Annotated in this window: 14 protein-coding genes and 1 pseudogene; 13 read left to right on the forward strand and 2 right to left on the reverse strand. The window is 67.7% G+C overall.

The features are described 5' to 3' along the window. Positions 1-150 precede the first annotated feature (150 nt). Together ACZ6S0_RS51955 and mihF are read left to right on the forward strand one after the other, a co-directional pair. The gene (locus ACZ6S0_RS51955; protein ID WP_465928413.1) at positions 151-375 is read left to right on the forward strand and encodes a helix-turn-helix domain-containing protein; all 225 of its coding nucleotides are present in this window, start codon (positions 151-153) and stop codon (positions 373-375) included. 129 nt (positions 376-504) lie between these two features. Further along, positions 505-822, forward strand: coding sequence for an integration host factor, actinobacterial type (gene mihF / locus ACZ6S0_RS51960; protein WP_465928415.1), 318 nt, complete (start codon positions 505-507; stop codon positions 820-822). Between the two features lie 959 nt (positions 823-1,781). Here the strand turns inward: mihF and ACZ6S0_RS51965 are convergent. After that, positions 1,782-2,909 carry a TolB-like translocation protein gene (locus tag ACZ6S0_RS51965; protein WP_465928417.1) on the reverse strand — a complete coding sequence of 376 codons (1,128 nt, stop codon included), beginning with the start codon at positions 2,907-2,909 and terminating at the stop codon, positions 1,782-1,784. A gap of 195 nt (positions 2,910-3,104) precedes the next feature. Here ACZ6S0_RS51965 and ACZ6S0_RS51970 point away from each other — a divergent pair. From ACZ6S0_RS51970 to ACZ6S0_RS51980, 3 genes and pseudogenes are all read left to right on the forward strand, one after another. Next, a pseudogene (locus tag ACZ6S0_RS51970) lies at positions 3,105-3,391 on the forward strand (ISAzo13 family transposase); the annotation flags it as partial. 84 nt (positions 3,392-3,475) lie between these two features. Next, positions 3,476-5,080 carry a hypothetical protein gene (locus ACZ6S0_RS51975; protein ID WP_465928419.1) on the forward strand — a complete coding sequence of 535 codons (1,605 nt, stop codon included), beginning with the start codon at positions 3,476-3,478 and terminating at the stop codon, positions 5,078-5,080. Positions 5,081-5,265: 185 nt separating this feature from the next. Further along, on the forward strand, positions 5,266-5,928 hold the full coding sequence (locus tag ACZ6S0_RS51980) for a phosphotransferase (protein WP_465928421.1): 663 nt from the start codon (positions 5,266-5,268) through the stop codon (positions 5,926-5,928). A gap of 289 nt (positions 5,929-6,217) precedes the next feature. Here the strand turns inward: ACZ6S0_RS51980 and ACZ6S0_RS51985 are convergent, their stop codons facing one another. Beyond that, entirely contained in the window at positions 6,218-6,961 is a 744-nt protein-coding gene (locus ACZ6S0_RS51985) for an SDR family NAD(P)-dependent oxidoreductase (protein WP_465928423.1), read from the reverse strand. Positions 6,962-7,349: 388 nt separating this feature from the next. Here ACZ6S0_RS51985 and ACZ6S0_RS51990 point away from each other — a divergent pair, with 388 nt between their 5' ends. The 8 genes from ACZ6S0_RS51990 to ACZ6S0_RS52025 all read left to right on the forward strand — a co-directional run bounded on the left by ACZ6S0_RS51990 (position 7,350) and on the right by ACZ6S0_RS52025 (position 16,563). Further along, positions 7,350-7,790 carry a MarR family winged helix-turn-helix transcriptional regulator gene (locus ACZ6S0_RS51990; protein WP_465928425.1) on the forward strand — a complete coding sequence of 147 codons (441 nt, stop codon included), beginning with the start codon at positions 7,350-7,352 and terminating at the stop codon, positions 7,788-7,790. Between the two features lie 67 nt (positions 7,791-7,857). After that, the gene (locus ACZ6S0_RS51995) at positions 7,858-8,736 is read left to right on the forward strand and encodes an SDR family NAD(P)-dependent oxidoreductase (RefSeq protein ID WP_465928427.1); all 879 of its coding nucleotides are present in this window, start codon (positions 7,858-7,860) and stop codon (positions 8,734-8,736) included. Between the two features lie 978 nt (positions 8,737-9,714). Next, positions 9,715-10,884 (forward strand): histidinol-phosphate transaminase, encoded by a 1,170-nt coding sequence (locus ACZ6S0_RS52000; protein ID WP_465928462.1) that lies wholly within the window; start codon positions 9,715-9,717, stop codon positions 10,882-10,884. Positions 10,885-11,334: 450 nt separating this feature from the next. Further along, entirely contained in the window at positions 11,335-12,633 is a 1,299-nt protein-coding gene (locus ACZ6S0_RS52005) for an ABC transporter substrate-binding protein (RefSeq protein ID WP_465928429.1), read from the forward strand. A gap of 118 nt (positions 12,634-12,751) precedes the next feature. Beyond that, a complete protein-coding gene (locus tag ACZ6S0_RS52010) occupies positions 12,752-14,017 on the forward strand; it encodes a branched-chain amino acid ABC transporter permease (RefSeq protein ID WP_344884226.1) in 1,266 nt (421 codons plus the stop codon). A gap of 26 nt (positions 14,018-14,043) precedes the next feature. After that, a complete protein-coding gene (locus tag ACZ6S0_RS52015; protein ID WP_465928431.1) occupies positions 14,044-15,000 on the forward strand; it encodes a branched-chain amino acid ABC transporter permease in 957 nt (318 codons plus the stop codon). After that, on the forward strand, positions 14,993-15,832 hold the full coding sequence (locus ACZ6S0_RS52020; protein WP_465928433.1) for an ABC transporter ATP-binding protein: 840 nt from the start codon (positions 14,993-14,995) through the stop codon (positions 15,830-15,832). Before ACZ6S0_RS52015 ends, ACZ6S0_RS52020 begins: the two co-directional genes overlap by 8 nt. Further along, the gene (locus ACZ6S0_RS52025; protein WP_465928435.1) at positions 15,829-16,563 is read left to right on the forward strand and encodes an ABC transporter ATP-binding protein; all 735 of its coding nucleotides are present in this window, start codon (positions 15,829-15,831) and stop codon (positions 16,561-16,563) included. Before ACZ6S0_RS52020 ends, ACZ6S0_RS52025 begins: the two co-directional genes overlap by 4 nt. Positions 16,564-16,581: the final 18 nt, after the last annotated feature.

A 16,581-nucleotide genomic window follows, 5' to 3' on the forward strand; every position in this document is an offset into this window, starting at 1 on the left:
GCCACGACTACCTCCCAGCTTCCAGAGACAGCCAGCCTGACGGGTCCACCAGCCGAGATCAATTACCCGGCCAACGTTCCGGGACGGCCCACTAGCGAACGTCCTGCGCACCGGAGTGCGAATGCGCGACGACCTGGAAGGCACCGTCTGATGTCGCCGGCCGAGCCGGACACCCACGCCATCACCGTTCACCTCGACCGACTCCTGACCGAGCGTGGCATGACACTCACCGAACCGGCAGATCGGGTAGGGGTGACCGTGGTCAACCTGTCCATTCTGAAGAACGGCCGGGCCAAGGCCATCCGGTTCACCACCCTGACCAAGATCTGTGACGCCCTCGACTGCCAGCCAGGCGACCTGCTGGCCTGCGAGTAGGAGTGGTACGGCGAGCCGGGGTTACTGCCACATTCGTTGACAGTCCTCCATGATGGGAGGCCGACACGCCACCGAGCCCGATGTGATGGCGTCGGGAGGTGGGGGACAACCGAGGTTGGAGGCCCATCGATGGCGGGACCGGCGTTGACCGCTGAGCAGAGGGCGATGGCCTTGCACAAGGCCGCGCAGGCGCGGACGGCGCGCAGTGAGCTGCTGACCAAGATCCGGGCCGGGACGGTCACCGTGGCGGAGGTGTTCGCCACGGCGCAGGACGATGATCTCGTCAAGAGGACGAGGGTCTCGCAGGTGCTGCGGGCGGTGCCCGGTTGTGGCCCGGCGAGGGTCGCCGCGGTGATGGCGACGCGCGGGGTCGAGGTGAAACGACGTGTCGGTGGTCTGAGGGAAGCGCAGCGTGAGCGGCTGCTCGCCGCGCTCGCGCGCTGGTGAAGGACATGTCCCTCGGGGATACCACTGGCCTGCTGGGGCGAATCGCCCTAGGCCGAAGATCGCAGCTGGCCGACGGTGGGGACCATGAGCGAGGACAAGCCGGAGTTCGGGTTCGTGGGGCGGGCGAGCGGCTGTTATGGACGGTGCGGGATCGCGACGCTGAGGCCATCCGGGCGGTGCTGCGCACGACGGACAGGCGGGAGTTCGGTGAGCGGCAGGACGGGTTCGTCGTGGAGGGTGACGGTGCGCCGTTCGTGATTGCCAACGGTGGCGATGGCGAGGCCTCCGCCCCGGAGTTGGTGCGGCATGAGGCCGCGCTGCTCAAGGCCGGGTACCGAGTCGAGCCTGACCCGGTCGATGACCAAACGCTGCAGGCATGGCCCGCTCTCGTGACGGTGTGGGTCACCGACTGGTGGTGGGGGTGGCGAAGTCGGTGGTTCAGCGGGGGCGGTAGGTATAGGACCCCAGCCAAGGGCACCTCGCTGGCGGTCGACTTCACTCAGCGGGCGGGTCGGGGAAACGGGCTCATCGCGAGGTCAGCACCGCGCTCCGACCCGACCCAACCCCTAACGAGGTGCCCTACCGCAGGCCAGGAGCGCATCCTGCGCGGGAGACACCTTCCAGGTGAGTCGGCGGTGGTGTGCCTAGCGGTCGTGTCTTAACCTGCTTCCCTCGGCGCATCACGGCGGCGCAGGTTCTGCAGCCCGGCGTACGTCTCAGCTATGCGCTTGCCGCAGAAGCGCACCGCCGCCGACGAGCTCACTCTGGGTTAGCGGACCCGGACCGTCCGCCTGCGGGTTTCTGGCGCGGCCAAGCCGTTTAGGCCCAACCCACTGATACGTCGCTTGGGTGGTCATCTCGAACGACTTGCTCTCACCCGGTGATGATCGCGACGAGATCCTGATGCTGCGTGAGCTCTGACCGGCGCGGATACGCGTTTCCTGTCTGCGGGCGCCGGGTCAGAGGCAGCGCTTGCGGTCCGGGGCCGGTACGGGGCGTTCTGCAACCGGCTTGGGCACGAAGTCCCGTGCGTAGGCATGCCTTTTGATGTGCTTTCCTTCCATTCCCCAGATCTCGGCCGCCCGGTAATCGGCCCACCTGATGGCCCCTGTTTTCAGGTTGACGATGTAGAACTCCTCCCAGTCGCACGGTCCAGGCGGGTACCCGTGATCGGGCCAGGTCCGGCTCCGCTCGGCGCGGAGCAGTACACTGTCGCGACCGAGGGGGCGGATCGCGTCGACGGTCTCCAGGTCGTACGGCAGCGCGAGGTCGGCGGACGTGACCCGGTGGGCGGGGTGGCGGAGATCCACTCTCTTCAGCTGATAACGCAGGTTTTTCACGTCTCCCAGCCGGACGACGCTCACCGCTTCATCGCCCAGCACCACGGGGTGCGTGCCGTCGTCGGTATCACCTTCGCGGTGGACCACCGTAAACGGAGACTTCCAGTTCTCGCGGACCCGTAGTTCCTCGCCGGCCAGCACGGTGACACGGCCGCGGTCCGCGCGCGCCTCCAGAAGGTCACGCTCAAACTCCGTGCCGACGCGCAGACGCGCCGTCGACGCCAGATCGATCAGCTCGCTCCCGCCGCCGGCGTTCCACACGAACAGCAGTTCCCCGTCCGCATGGAAGGTCAGCTCGACGTTCCACGAGTCGTCGCCGGGCCGGTACACCCTGGTGAAGACCCGCCTGGTCTCCCCGCTGGCGAGGTCTCTGACAACCAGGGCACGGTCGGAACGCTGGAGATAGGCGAGGCGGCGGCCGTCGTCGCTGATGGCGAGGGGCGACACCGCCTGCCCGCCGTCCTTGGGAACGAAGCCGAGCGCGTCCTCGATCCGCCACTCCTGGCCGGAGCCGGTCCCCACTCTCCAGGAGTGGTGCGCGGCCTCGGGTTCCCGGATGACCCCCGGGTCGTACAACACCGCGTAGTCGAGGCGCGGCGCGTTCTTACCTGGCAGCACAGGCAGCCGTGCCGCCGGCTGTACCGTCGGCGGCGGATCCGGATCTTTCTCAGTCCAGGCCTGTCCGGCGAGCACGACACAGAAACCGGCGAGACAGATCATTGCCAGCCAGGGCACGAGACGCCTCATGCCGCCCCCTTGCGCAAGGCCTCGGCGGCAACTCCCTGATCCATCATATTCCGACCTGCGGGTACGACAGTGAAGCCTTGTGCAGGCTCCTCGTCGTGGCACTGAACATCAGAACGACGATAGCGCCTGGTCGTTCACCGTGGAGTTGTAAGGAAACAACACGGTGCTTCCGGGTTTCCGGTTCGATGGGTTGATATGGCCATCCCGGGCGAGGTCCGCGATCAGCTCGCGTTGCGGTTCGCGGTGTTGTTACCTCATTTGAACGAGCGCCAGCGGCGGCTGGCGTTGGCGACCGAGGCCCGGCTGCTGGGTCATGGGGTGTTCGGCTGGTCGCGCGGGTGGCCGGGGTCAGCGAGAGCACCGTTCGCAAGGGCGTGTTCGAACCCGAGGCCGGGGCTGAACCGCTGCCCGATGGGCGGGTCCGACGCGTGGGCGGGGGCCGGTTGCGGGCCGAGGCGGTGGATTCGCTGCTGGTGCCGGCCCGGACCGTCCGAGATGTGGAGTGCGACCTGCGGTATCTGCCGACGCGGGGTGAGTGTCACCCGGTTCCGCTACGGTGATCCGCCGTGGACGATCACTTTCCCCCGGCCGAGGACGTCCTGGTCCTCTCCGAGCCCCTACGCCAAGATCTGCACCCCCGGCGGGGCGGCGCGCTCCCCGCGGAACCGGGCGTCTCCGACCGGGCGCTGGGCGAGGTCGCGCCCAGCGACACCGTCGACCCTGGCGCCGCGGACCTGGCAGCGAAGCTGACCGAGAAGCACCGCGGCCGCATCGAGGCCGTACTGTCGGCGGGCAGGAGCGACAAGGCCCTGGTCGCGCACGCGCGGGCATACCTCAGCGGCGCCGATGACCCCGCCGGGGCGGCGGCGATCGCATCGATCGTCGACGGCACGCGGAACGGGAACGAGACGCCGCGAACCTTCACCGACGGGTGGATCGCCTCCCGCGGGCTCGCCTTCGCCGCCTGCGCGCTCGCCGAACTGAGCGGCATCACCTCCTCGACGGAAGACCTGCGCCCGCTGGACTCCCTTCGGCAGGTCGACTCGGTAAGCCTGCGCCGGGTCCGGGGGCTGCTGGCCTTCTGCCCCGAGGAGGAGTATCGGCGGGCGGTGGAACGCCTGGCCGCGCACCGCGGCACCCGCTCGCGGCGGTTCGTCGTCTCCTACTTGGTGCCCACCCGGCACGACTGGGTGGACGAGTGCTGCGCCGACCCGCCGTCCGCCGAGTGGGGCTCGAACGCCTTCTACCGCGAACGACTGTGGGCGTCGGTGAGCACGCTGCGGCACCTCGAACTGCTCGGCTGGAGACTGGAGGAGTCCGACTTCGACGCGTTCACGTACGGGATGCGCGCCACGATGGCCGACGGCTTGGGCCCGGCGGCCGCCCCGGTCCTGGTCGACGCCTGGGACCGGCTCAGGATCTACAAGCCGTGGCGGGAGCAGTTCATTGAGCTGATCTCCCTGATTCCGAGCGACGAGGCGTTCAAGCTGCTGCTGGAGCGGTACGAGCGGGAGTTCGCGCGTGAGTACCTGCTTGCAGCGATGGAGCGCTTCCCCATACGGGCGGTACGGGTGCTGTCCACGGTGGCCGCGAGCGACTCGACGTCGGCGCTCCTCGCCGCCGGGCTGCTCCGCATGCACCTCAAGGCGCATCCCGAGTTGCCCGGGCCGGACCCGGCGCCGCGGGTCCCGGACGCGCCCGGCGAGGACGTCCCGGCGGTGCTGACCGCGCCGGGGCGGGCGGCCCGGCTGCCCGCGTACGCCGATCCCGATGTCCTGCCGCAGGTGCTGCTCAAGGGCGGCGGCCGGGCCCTGCCCGCCGACGCGACCAGGAGGCTCGTCGCGCTGGCCAGGAAGCCGGACGAGCGGCTGGACGCGGTCCGCGACGCCTGCGACCGGCGCTCGCTGGCCGACCTGGGCTGGGCGCTGTTCCTGCACGGCGACGCCTGGGCGCTGCCCGCGCTGGGATGGCTCGGCGACGGCCGGACGGCCCGCGACCTGGCCGCCCTGATCCCCGGCTGGGTAGCGCGGGGCACCAGGGCCCGCGCGGTCAAGGCGGTCGACGCCATCGCCCGGATCGGCACCGCAGAGGCGCTGGAAGTGCTGGACGAACTGGCGAAGACGGGCCAGGACCACACGGTCCGGGACGCCGCGGCGAGGGCGCGCCCGTAACCACGCAGGTGCACCCCCGACGCGGTGGCACGCCCGTACCGCCCGCAGAGATCGCCGCCGGCGCGCCCGGCCGGCTCCGCGCTGGTCGAGCACAAACGGGAGCGGATCGAGGAATTGCTCGGGCATCCCGAGGGGGACGAGGATCTGGTCGAACGGGCCCGGCGCCACCTGGGCGGCGACCCCGGGTGGAGGCCGGAGGGCCGGTCGGGCGACGGCCGCGATGGGCCAAGTCCCGCCGCCGCCACGTGCGGGCCGACGCCGCCGAGCACGAGGACAGGGCAACCCCGGCCCATCACCGACCGAAACGAACGGCGACGGCCGCACTCGGCCGGCTGGTCTCGGCCGGCGGGCTCACCCCGGCCCAGGCCAAGGGGCTCGGCCGGGCACTCGACCGCTTCTGGGCCGCGCTGCCCGCCGCGCCCGAGGCGCTCAACCACGGCGACTTCTGCACGCCCAACACCCTGTGGCACGACGGCCGCGTGGTCGCACTGCTCGACTTCGAGTTCGCCGTCGTCGCCCCCGTCGCGATCGACCTCAACGAACTCGTCAAGATCGCCTTCGGCCCCGGCGACCCCGGCGAACGCACCCCGCTGCAGCCCGTGGTCCGTCGCCTCGCCGCCGCGAGCTGGACGCGGCGGGCGGCCCCGACGTGCTCACGGCCTTCGCCGAGGACGACGGCGGCAACTACGCCCCGCTCCTCCAGATCACCCCACCGATCGGGACCCGGTCTTCGCCTTCGCCTTCAGGGAGGTCTTCGAAACCGAAGGACTGCGAATCATCACAACACCGCCGCAGACGCTGAGGATGGACGCCATCTGCGAGCGGGTCATCGGCACCCACTGTCGTGAACTTCAGGATCGGATCCTGCACCTCGGCGAACGCCACCCGGCCCGCGTGCTTCACGAATATTTGATCCACTACAACGGGCATCGGCCGTACCAGTCCCGAGCAGGCCCGTGCCGGTCCCGGCAACAATGTCCGCCGGACATCGCCACGCAGCCCTCCTGCGAGGTGACCGACCTCGACGACCTGTGATCCATTCACCGAAACCCGCCGTCGCAGGCATGATCGGCGAATCCCGCCACGCCGCCCTACCGCAGCTCAGACCGCGGACTCAATCTTCGAGCGGTACACGGGTCAGATCGTGAATCCTCCGTCGACGGTGAGCGTCGCCCCGGTGATGTACTGTCCGTCCTCTCCGGCCAGGAACGCCACGGCCGCGGCCACATCGGCCGGCTCCGCGTATCGGCCGAGCGCGGTGAACCCGTTGATCACTTCGGCATTGGGGCCGTCGGCGGGGTTCAACTCGGTGTCGGTCGCGCCCGGGCTCACCAGATTGACCGTGATCCCGCGCGAGCCCAGTTCGCGTCCGAGCGCCTTGGTCAGTCCGGTGAGCGCGGTCTTGCTCATCGCGTACAGGGAGAACCCGGGGAACACCACCCGATCGGCCACCATGCTGCCGATGGTGATGATGCGCCCACCGGCACGCATGTGCGGCACGGCGGCCTGCGAGGCGACGAACGGCGCGCGGACGTTGACCGCGACCGTGTGGTCGAACTCCTCGAGTCTCACCTGTTCCAGCGGCCCGACGGGGAACCCGCCGGCATTGTTGACCAGGATGTCCAGGCGGCCCAGTTCGTCGGCGGTCCTGTCGATCGCGGCGGTCAGCGCTGCCGGGTCGGCGCTGTCGGCCTGGATGGCCACAGCCCGCCGCCCTGCTGCCTTGACCTGGTCCACGACCTCCTCAGCGCGACGCTCGTTGTTGTGAAAGGTGAGAGCCACATCGGCGCCCTGCTGCGCCAGACGCAGCGCCACGGCGGCGCCGATGCCCCGGCCGCCGCCGGTCACCAGGGCTACTTTGCCATCAAGTCGGTTGCTCATGGGTCGAGAGTCTGGCCGATCATGCCACGGTACGGCTGGCAGTAATCAGACGTCACATTGGTACGGTCGCTGCATGACGTCCGGCATGTCAGCGTAGGAAGTCGCGATCCTGCGCCTGCACCTGCCGATAACGTCATCCGCGCAGGTCAAACGACTTCCTGGCCCTTCGCGACGGGTTCCTGTTCCGGCTGTCGACGGCCACCGGAGGCGGGGCACCATCGTCGATCTGAACGTACGCCGACGGGACTGGCTCGGTGGAGTCCCTCACGAATACTCACGTGCCGCTTGAACTGCACGGACGGAGCTTCGGCAGGCACGGTATCCCACCCTCGCCGGTGCCCGCCGACGCGGTTGACATCTCCTTGATGCATATACAACACTGAGGGGCGTGAGAACCGCTTCCATTGACGAGATCGTGGGTGACTGCCTGGCGGTGCGCGTCCGGTTGATCGGCCGAGCGCTCACGAGCCTCTACGACAGCGCCCTCAGTGGTCATGGTTTGACCATCGCCCAGGTCAACCTCTTGGCCGCCCTGGGCAAGGTCGGCCCGTGTCCGCCGGCAAAACTTGGCGATGTGCTGCAACTGGAGAGGTCCACGGTCAGCCGGAATTTGAATCTACTGCTGAAACACGGCTGGATCGAGGTCCCGTCGTCTGATGCCAAGGGGATGCGGGAGGTTGCGCTCACCCGTGCGGGCCAGGCGAAAATCGAGTCCGTGATGCCCGAGTGGCGGCAGGCTCAGCGGCAGGCGGCGCAGCTTCTCGGGACGACAGGCGTGAACGCGGTCCAGGGGATTGCGAGCAGCATGGGGTATGCGCCAGGGGCCTAGGAAAACAGGGCCGGCCCAGGCGCATCTCCATGGCCCTACGTTGTATATACACCAAGAAAGGGAGCGCATGAACCCGCTCTTCGCGAACAAGGTGGTGCTGGTCACAGGCGCATCACGAGGAATCGGCAGGGCCGCCGCGCTGGCGTTTGCCCGGGAAGGAGCACGGTTGGTTCTCGCGGCCCGCTCGGCCGACCGACTTGCTCAGGTGGAGAGCGAAATTCGCGATCTCGACTCAGAAGCGCTGTCGGTGCCGACCGACGTGACCTCCCCCGGTGCTGTGACAGCCCTGGTGGACGCGGCGATGAACCGCTTCGGAAGAATCGACGTGCTGGTGAACAACGCGGGCATCGGGAAGGTGGGCGGTATCGAATCGGCGGCGTTCGAAGACGACGTCCGCCAAACACTGCAGGCGAGCCTTTTCGGGATGATCAACGTAACGCAACGCGTGCTCCCGATACTCCGGCAACAGGGGTCGGGCACGATCGTCAACATGTCGTCCGTGATGGGACGCAAAGCGTTTTCCCGATTCGGCTCATACGCAGTTGTGATGCACGCGGTCTCCGCATTCTCTGACAGTCTTCGTCAGGAGGTGGCGGGTGGCGATATCCGGGTTTCGGTGATCCATCCAGCGCTCACCGCCACCGATCTGTTGAGGGAGGCGGAGGAAGCTGAGATGCCGCCCCCGTTCCGGCACATGACTCCGCTGTCGTCGGAAGATGTCGCGCGAGCTGTGGTGGCTGCGGTCCGGAGCGGGAAGCGACGCGTCGTGTTGCCGCGAACGGCAAACATGCTGCTGCTCGGCGAGGCGCTGTCACCTCGCATCGGCGACTTGATCGCCACCGCGCTGACGCTGCGGCCCATCGCCAGATTGCTCGGGATGAGCCGTGGAAAGACCTACCACGAGACCATCCTGAGTCACCCAAAGCCCATGAAGCGGCCTGGGTGAATCGACGGACGTGATGTACGGCGTCATCGGCAACTGAAGCCGGCGTTCGGTGACCGCTTCCGGCCCGGTAAGCGGAGACTTGCCGGGCGCGGGTGGGCCCTTCATGCTCGGCCGGTAGCAGTCGGAGCACCGCCGGCGCCCGGGTCGCTCCCGAACACGCCGAGGAGGTGCGCCGCCGAGTTGGCCGTGTCGCTCACCACCGGTCTCCGGATGCGGCACGGACGTTGGTGACCTCGGCCGCGCCGAGGGCTACGACGTGCTGTGGGTGCGCCCCAAGGGCGGCAGACGTCAGCCGCTCCGACTCGGCTGGAGCCGCCAGTCAGGGGGGTTCGCGAGTGATGCCCCCTTGATCGCTTGCGCTGCATGAGGAGGGCCGCCCGGCAATTGTGTGCCGACGTCTCCTTCGACCGTGACCTTCGCGACTCGGTGATCTGGCGGGTGCTGCTCGATCCCGCGCATCGGGTCGCGCCTTCGTACGGCTTCGACAACAGTGACCTTGGTGCGTTCGCGGTCCCGCACTCTCCCTACAAAGAGTTCGCCGGCGAGTCTGCTCGAAGTTGGCCTGTTGGCTGCCACGACTCTTCTCTTCGGTGGTGAAGTGTTCCGGCGGCAGGATGACACTTCCACCTGACCAGCCTGCGGGCGGGTACGTTCACAAGACTGGTCGCCGCAGGCGTGAACCTCTACAGCAACGTCACCCACCAGGACATGAGCACCTCGGCCGTCGTGATAGGTCGCTGCCATGGTGTGTCCGCGTACAGATAAGCGTTCAGACAAGATCGCAGGAACACTCTGTGTAACAGAAGCAGGGTTGGTCTCCTTGCACGGGTCAGGCAGGCCCGCACAGCACGACCATCCGCAGGCCACCCGGGTCCGGTGCGACGATCTCGGTTCTTGGCATCGCGGCTGCTGCATGAGCATGGACTGTCACAGCGATCTCTGTTGATCTGCAACAAGGAGACGCATGTGAATGGCTACATAGAGAGGCAGAAGTCGGCCAACGAGTTCTCCCTCACCGACCTGCCGCTGCGCCCCGACCTCCGCGGTCGCGTCCCCTACGGCGCGCCGCAGATCGACGCACCCGTCAGGCTCAACACCAACGAGAATCCCTATCCGCCACCGTCGGCGCTGGTTGAAGCCATGGTGTCGGCGGTGCGATCGAGTACGGGCGAGCTGCATCGCTACCCCGACCGCAACGCCACCGAACTGCGCGCCGACCTGGCCGCCTACCTCGGTCACGGGCTGACGGCAGGTCACATCTGGGCCGCCAACGGATCGAACGAGGTGCTCCAGCAGATCATGCAGGCGTTCGGCGGTCTCGGACGCTCGGCGATGGGCTTCGATCCCTCCTACTCCGTGCATGCGATCATCGCTGCCACCTCGGCCACGGAGTGGATCTCCGGCGCGCGTGACGATGACTTCCGACTCGATCCGGACAAGGCGGTGGCGGCGATCGAAGAGCTCCGGCCGGACATCGTCCTCCTGACCTCCCCCAACAACCCGACCGGGGAGGTGCTGGACCTTGAGGTGATCGAGAGGTTGGCCGCGGCCGCGACCGGCATGGTGGTCGTGGACGAGGCCTACTTCGAGTTCACGCGCCCCGGTACGCCGTCGGCGTTGTCGCTGCTGGCCTCGAATCCACGGCTGATCGTCACCCGGACGCTCTCCAAGGCGTTCGGGATGGCAGGTACGCGGCTCGGCTACCTCGCCGCCCATCCTGCGGTCATCGAGGCGATGGAGCTGGTTCGTCTGCCCTACCACCTGTCGGCGGTCACCCAGGCGATGGCGCGGGTCGCGCTCGCGCACCGGGACGAGGTGCTGAGCGCGGTCGAAGCTGTATGCGCCGAGCGTGACGCGACCGCGGCTTGGCTGCGTGGCATAGGACTGGAGGTGCTCGACTCCGACGCGAACTTCCTGTTGTTCGGGCGTCTTCCCGACAGGCACGCGGTATGGGAACGGTTGCTCTGGCGTGGCGTGCTGATCCGCGAGGTTGGACCACCCGGCTGGCTGCGGGTGACCATCGGGACCGCCAAGGAGATGGCGACTTTCAGAGCGGAGCTGGAGGATGTGCTCTGGTCGTGCGTTCGTGAGGCCCACGGGCGGCTCGGCGGCACTTCAACCGTTCCCGCAGTTTCTCCTCTGGCATGAGGACCTTGTCGAGTCCGACGACATGCTGTCGGCATGAGCGTGGAGACGAACCGCCGGACGAGTTTCGCCCGTTGGGTCGGCGATCATGCCCTGGCCCTGGATTCCCCGGACTGCGAGCTTCCCGCAGACGACCTTGACTGGACGATCTTGAGCCGCTGACGGTTCAGATACCGCGAGCCGATGACCTCGCGCAGGACCGCTTCGACCTCGGCCGGCAACCGGCCTCGTCCCTGACCGCTCGAACTCCACGCGATCGGTCATGAGCTTGGCCGGCACGCCCGACTCCGTCTCCGTCTCCGCATGCGCCTGGGATCGCGGTCATGCCTGAACAGGTATGGCAGGACTGAGAACATGCATTAGACGGACATGTGGCATGGCACTCATCCTCGACGTACATCAGCGTCTTGCCGGCTCGGGGGACAGTGCGACGCAGCCGATCTGGAGCACCACATGAATCGAAAACTGATAGGGCTGGCGGCCACCGTCGCGGCGTCCCTGCTCGTCACGGGATGTTCTGACGCGACTGATCAGCCGAGTACGGCACAACCCTCGAAGAAGACGCAGATCTACTTGGTCGACGGCAACACCACTCAGTACGGCGACGAATTCAAGGCCGGCACGTTCGACGGCGTGAAAGGCGTCATTCCCGGTGGGAAATCGACCGACGAGTTCCGCAAGCGGCTCCTCGCCGCCGACCCCGGGCTGAAGGACTTCGCCTACGCGGTGGAGGCGTACGACTCGGTGATCTTGACGGCGCTCGCGGCGGAGGCCGCGAAGAGTGACAGTTCGAAGTCGGTCGCCGCCAAGATGCGCGACGTCTCGAACGCGCCGGGAGACAAGTGCGCTTCCTTCGCGGACTGCTCGAAGCTACTGAAGGCGGGCTCGGAGATCGACTACGACGGGCTGAGCGGTCCGATCGATCTCAACAAGACCGGCAGCCCCTCGGCAGCCTCCGTCGGCATCTTCCAGTACGGCGCGGACAACACCTACCAGTCGGTCGGCAACGAGACGGGTGAGGCTTCCGCCGACCCGATCCCCCTCCCGGCGCAGGAGATCAGCGGCGTCGCCGCGCCCGGTGACGGCCAACTGGTGTTCGGCTCCCTCTTGCCACAGACCGGTGACCTGTCCTATCTCGGTCCGCCGATGTCGGCAGGGGTCAAGGTGGCCGTCGCCGAACTGAACGACCAGGGCGGAGTCCTGGGTGAGGACGTCAAGCTGGTCGGCGGGGACTCAGGTGACGGAACGCCCAACATCGCGCCGCAGGAAGTGGACAAGCTGCTCGACGCGGACGTGGACGTCATCGTCGGGACCGCTTCGTCGAGCGTTTCCCTCAGCGTTCTCGACAAGATCGTGAACGCGGGGATTCTCAACATCTCTCCCTCCGTGACGTCCCCGGCGTTCGACACCTTCCCCGACAAGGGGCTGTTCTTCCGCATGATGCAGTCGGACGCCCTGCAGGGCGGCGTGCTCGCCAACACGATGTCGAACGACGGCTACACCGACGTCGCGATCCTTGTCCGGCAGGACGCGTACGGGCAGGGACTCGCCGGGAGCATCAAGACGTCGTTCACCGAGTCGGGCGGCAACGTCGTCGCCACGCGCTTCTACGCCGCGGACTCGGGCGGATTCACGGCCGAGGTGAACGCCATCAAGGCGGCGGATCCGGACGCCATCGCGCTCGTCGGGTTCGACGAGACCAAGAAGATCGTGCCTGAGCTGATCAAGGCCGGCCTCTGGATGGGTCAGTAGCCCGACCCGCGATGCTGTGACGTCAGGACACGTGACACCACAGCACCGAACCTCTCTTTCCCCCGAACTTGGAGTCTCCGTGCGGTTCCGTCCTGCCCTATGCCTTGTCTTGCTCGTCGTGGCCTTCTTCGGTGCCGGCTCCGTGGCGGTCGCGGCGACCTCCCCGGCGGTCACGGCCGGGGTGGACGGCCCCGGCGTCGTGAAGGTGACGGGCAAGCTGGTCAACCGTGACGACACGGGATCGGCACCGGTCGCCGGCGGCACGGTGACGGTGACCGACGCGTCGGGCGCGAAGCACTCCGCCACCAGTCTGGCGGACGGCAGCTTCTCGGTGGAGGTGCCGTTCAAGGTCGGGACCATCTCGATCGAGCTTGACGAGACGTCGCTCCCGGACGGCGTCGCGCTGCGTGAAGGTGGTCGCAACCCGATCACCAGGGCGGTTTCGAGCACCCTTCCCCTGACGGTCACCTTCGTCCTGGGGAAGGGTGACCGTCAGACGTTGAGCTGGGTGGACCAGGTCCCGCAGAGCCTGTTCAACGGTCTCTACTTCGGCCTGATCATCTCGCTCGGCGCGCTGGGGCTCTCGCTGATCTTCGGCACCACCGGTCTGACCAACTTCGCGCACGGTGAGATGGTGACCTTCGGCGCACTCGTGACGTACGCGCTCAACGTGATGGGCGCTGACATCTGGCTGGCCGGACTCCTCGCCGCGGGACTGGCCGCCGCGTTCGGGTTCGCGCAGGATCGGTTCTTCTGGCGCCCGATCCGGCGCCGAGGTACGAGCGTCCTCGCCATGATGATCATCTCGATCGGGGTGCAGTTCATCCTCCGGAACACCTACCAGTTCTTCACCGGTGGCAGGACGGAGACGTATCGCCAGTACACGACGCCAGAAGGCCACCGTCTCGGTCCGATCACCTTCTCCATCCGCGACCTGGTCTGCATGGCGATCGCGCTCGTGCTGGTCGTCGGTGTGACGGTGGCGCTCAGGAGGACCAGGCTCGGCCGGGCGACGCGCGCGGTGGCCAACAACGCGGCCCTCGCCGCGACGGCGGGCATCAACGTCGACCGGGTGATCGCGGCCGTCTGGTCCGTGGGCGCCCTGCTCGCCGGGACGTGCGGCCTGCTCCTCGGTTTCAGCCAGGCCGTGAAGTTCGACCTCGGCGCGCTCCAGCTCCTGGTGATGTTCGCCGCCATCACGGTGGGCGGACTCGGATCGGTGTGGGGAGCCGTCATCGGAAGTCTGCTCGTGGGCACCCTGATCGAGATGTCGACGCTGGTCATCCCGTCCGAGCTCAAGGTGGCGGCGGCGCTGTTCCTGCTCATCGGCGTACTCCTCGTCCGGCCGCGAGGACTCCTCGGGCGCGCCGAGCGCATCGGTTGATCGAGAGGTTTGACATGGACATCCTGATGAGCGCCCTCCGGGCCGGTTTCTCCGTCGACGCGGCGTACTTCTGTCTCGCCGCCATCGGGCTCAACGTGCAGTTCGGATACGCGGGTCTGATCAACTTCGGCCAGGCCGGCTTCCTCGCCGTCGGCGCGTACGGGTTCGCGGTCGGCTCCGTCTCGCTGGGACTCCCGTTCTTCGCCGCGATCGGTCTCGGCCTGCTGTGCAGTGTCGCGCTGGGCCTCCTCCTGGGAGTGCCGACCCTGCGTCTGCGCGCGGACTACCTCGCCATCGCCACCATCGCCGCCTCGGAGGTCCTGCGGCTATTCTTCGGCGCGGCGTTCCAGGGTGTCTTCCACGGACGCGACGGGATCTCCGGCTTCTCGACGGGGTTCCAGGCGGCCAATCCGTTCCAGCAGCCGTTCCTCGGGTACCGGCCGACCGACCTGTGGGTCATGACGGTGGGCTGGGGTCTGGTCGTGGTGGTCAGCGTTTTCGTCTGGTCGATCATGCGCGCGCCATGGGGCCGGGTGCTCAAGGCGATCCGTGAGGACGAGGACGCGGTCCGCAGCCTGGGCAAGAGCGTCTACACGTACAAGATGCAGGCACTGGCGATCGGCGGTCTCATCGGCGCGCTCGGCGGGTTCATCGTCGCGCTGGGCCAGAACTCCGTGCAGCCGGACAACTTCAGCTTCGACCTGACGTTCATCGTCTGCACGATGCTCATTCTCGGCGGCGCGGCCCGGATCATGAGCCCGGTCGTGGGCGCGGTCCTCTTCTGGGCGCTCCTGTCCCTGGTCAGCGGGATCCTGGGCGCGCTCACCGAAGGGCAGGACCCGGTCATCCCCACCTGGCTGATGACGGGCGACCAGATCGGAACGGTCAGGTTCATCCTCGTGGGAGTCGCCCTGGTGCTGCTGATGGTCTATCGACCCCAAGGAATCTTCGGAGATCGTAAGGAGATGGCGCTCAATGCCTGAACGCTCCAGCCCCCATCCGGCCGTGATCCTCACGGCCGAGAAAGTGGAGCGGCGATTCGGCGGATTCACCGCCGTCGACGTGGACCACCTGGACATCCACCGGGGCGAGATCACCGCGCTCATCGGCCCCAACGGGGCGGGCAAGACCACGTTGTTCAACCTGCTGACCGGATTCGACCGTCCTGACGCCGGCCAGTGGACGTTCGACGGTCACCCACTGGCGGGTGTGGCCCCGCACAAGGTCGCTCGGCTGGGCATGGTCCGCACCTTCCAGCTGACGAAGGTCCTCTCCCGGCTGACGGTGCTGGAGAACATGAGGATCGCCGCGCCGGGTCAGCTCGGCGAGCGGCTGTGGACGGCCCCGTTCAGCGCGCTGTGGAAGCGGGGCGAGAAGGAGAACACCTCTCGTGCGCGTGCGCTCCTGGCGCGGTTCCTGCTGGACGACAAGCGCGACGAACTGGCCGGGTCGCTTTCCGGTGGGCAGCGGAAGCTGCTGGAGATGGCCCGCGCGCTCATGGTCGAGCCCCGGATGGTGATGCTCGACGAACCCATGGCCGGGGTCAACCCGGCGCTCAAACAGTCGCTGCTCGGACACATCGTGTCGCTGCGCGACGACGGGGTGAGCGTGCTGTTCGTCGAGCACGACATGGACATGGTCCACGAGATCTCCGACCGCGTGGTCGTCATGGCCCAGGGCCGGGTGATCGCCGAGGGTACGGCACGAGAGGTCACGAACGACGAGCGGGTGGTCGGCGCCTATCTGGGTGAACGCTTCGGCAGCGACCTCGGCGAGACCGCCTCGGCGCTGAGCGGTGAGGGGGGCGGCCGGTGAGCGCGGCACGCGAACTGCTGGTCGCCGAAGATCTCGTGGCGGGGTACGTGCCGGGGGTCGACATCCTCAGGAAGGCCGGCCTCCGGTGCGACCAGGGGGAGCTGATCGGCATCATCGGGCCCAACGGGGCCGGGAAGTCGACCCTCCTCAAGTCGCTGTTCGGCCTCGTGCCGGTTCGCAGCGGGGCGGTCCGCCTACGCGGGGAGGACATCACCAATGAACGCGCGGACTCGCTCGTGGCCCGCGGTATCGGATTCGTGCCGCAGACCGAGAACGTCTTCACCAGCCTCTCGATCGAGGAGAACCTCCAGATGGGCTGCTACCAGGCGCCCGCGACGTTCGCCGAGCGGCTGGACTTCGTCGGTGGCCTGTTCCCCTCACTGCTGGACAAGCGGAGCCAACCAGCCGGGTCGTTGTCCGGCGGGGAACGGCAGATGGTGGCGATGGGACGCGCGCTCATGATGAATCCCTCGGTGCTCCTGCTCGACGAGCCGTCCGCCGGTCTCTCGCCACACATGCAGGACGAGGTGTTCGTTCAGACCCGGAACATCAATCGGGCCGGTGTCAGCGTCGTGATCGTCGAACAGAACGCACGGCGCTGCCTGGAGATCTGTGACCGCGGATACGTCCTGGACCAGGGGGCCAACGCCTTCACGGCGACGGGCCGGGAACTCATGCACGATCCCAAGGTCGTCGAGCTGTACCTGGGAACCCTGGGACGTGACGCATGACTCACTACAGATATGCAC

The organism is Nonomuraea sp. NPDC051298, from assembly GCF_055586305.1.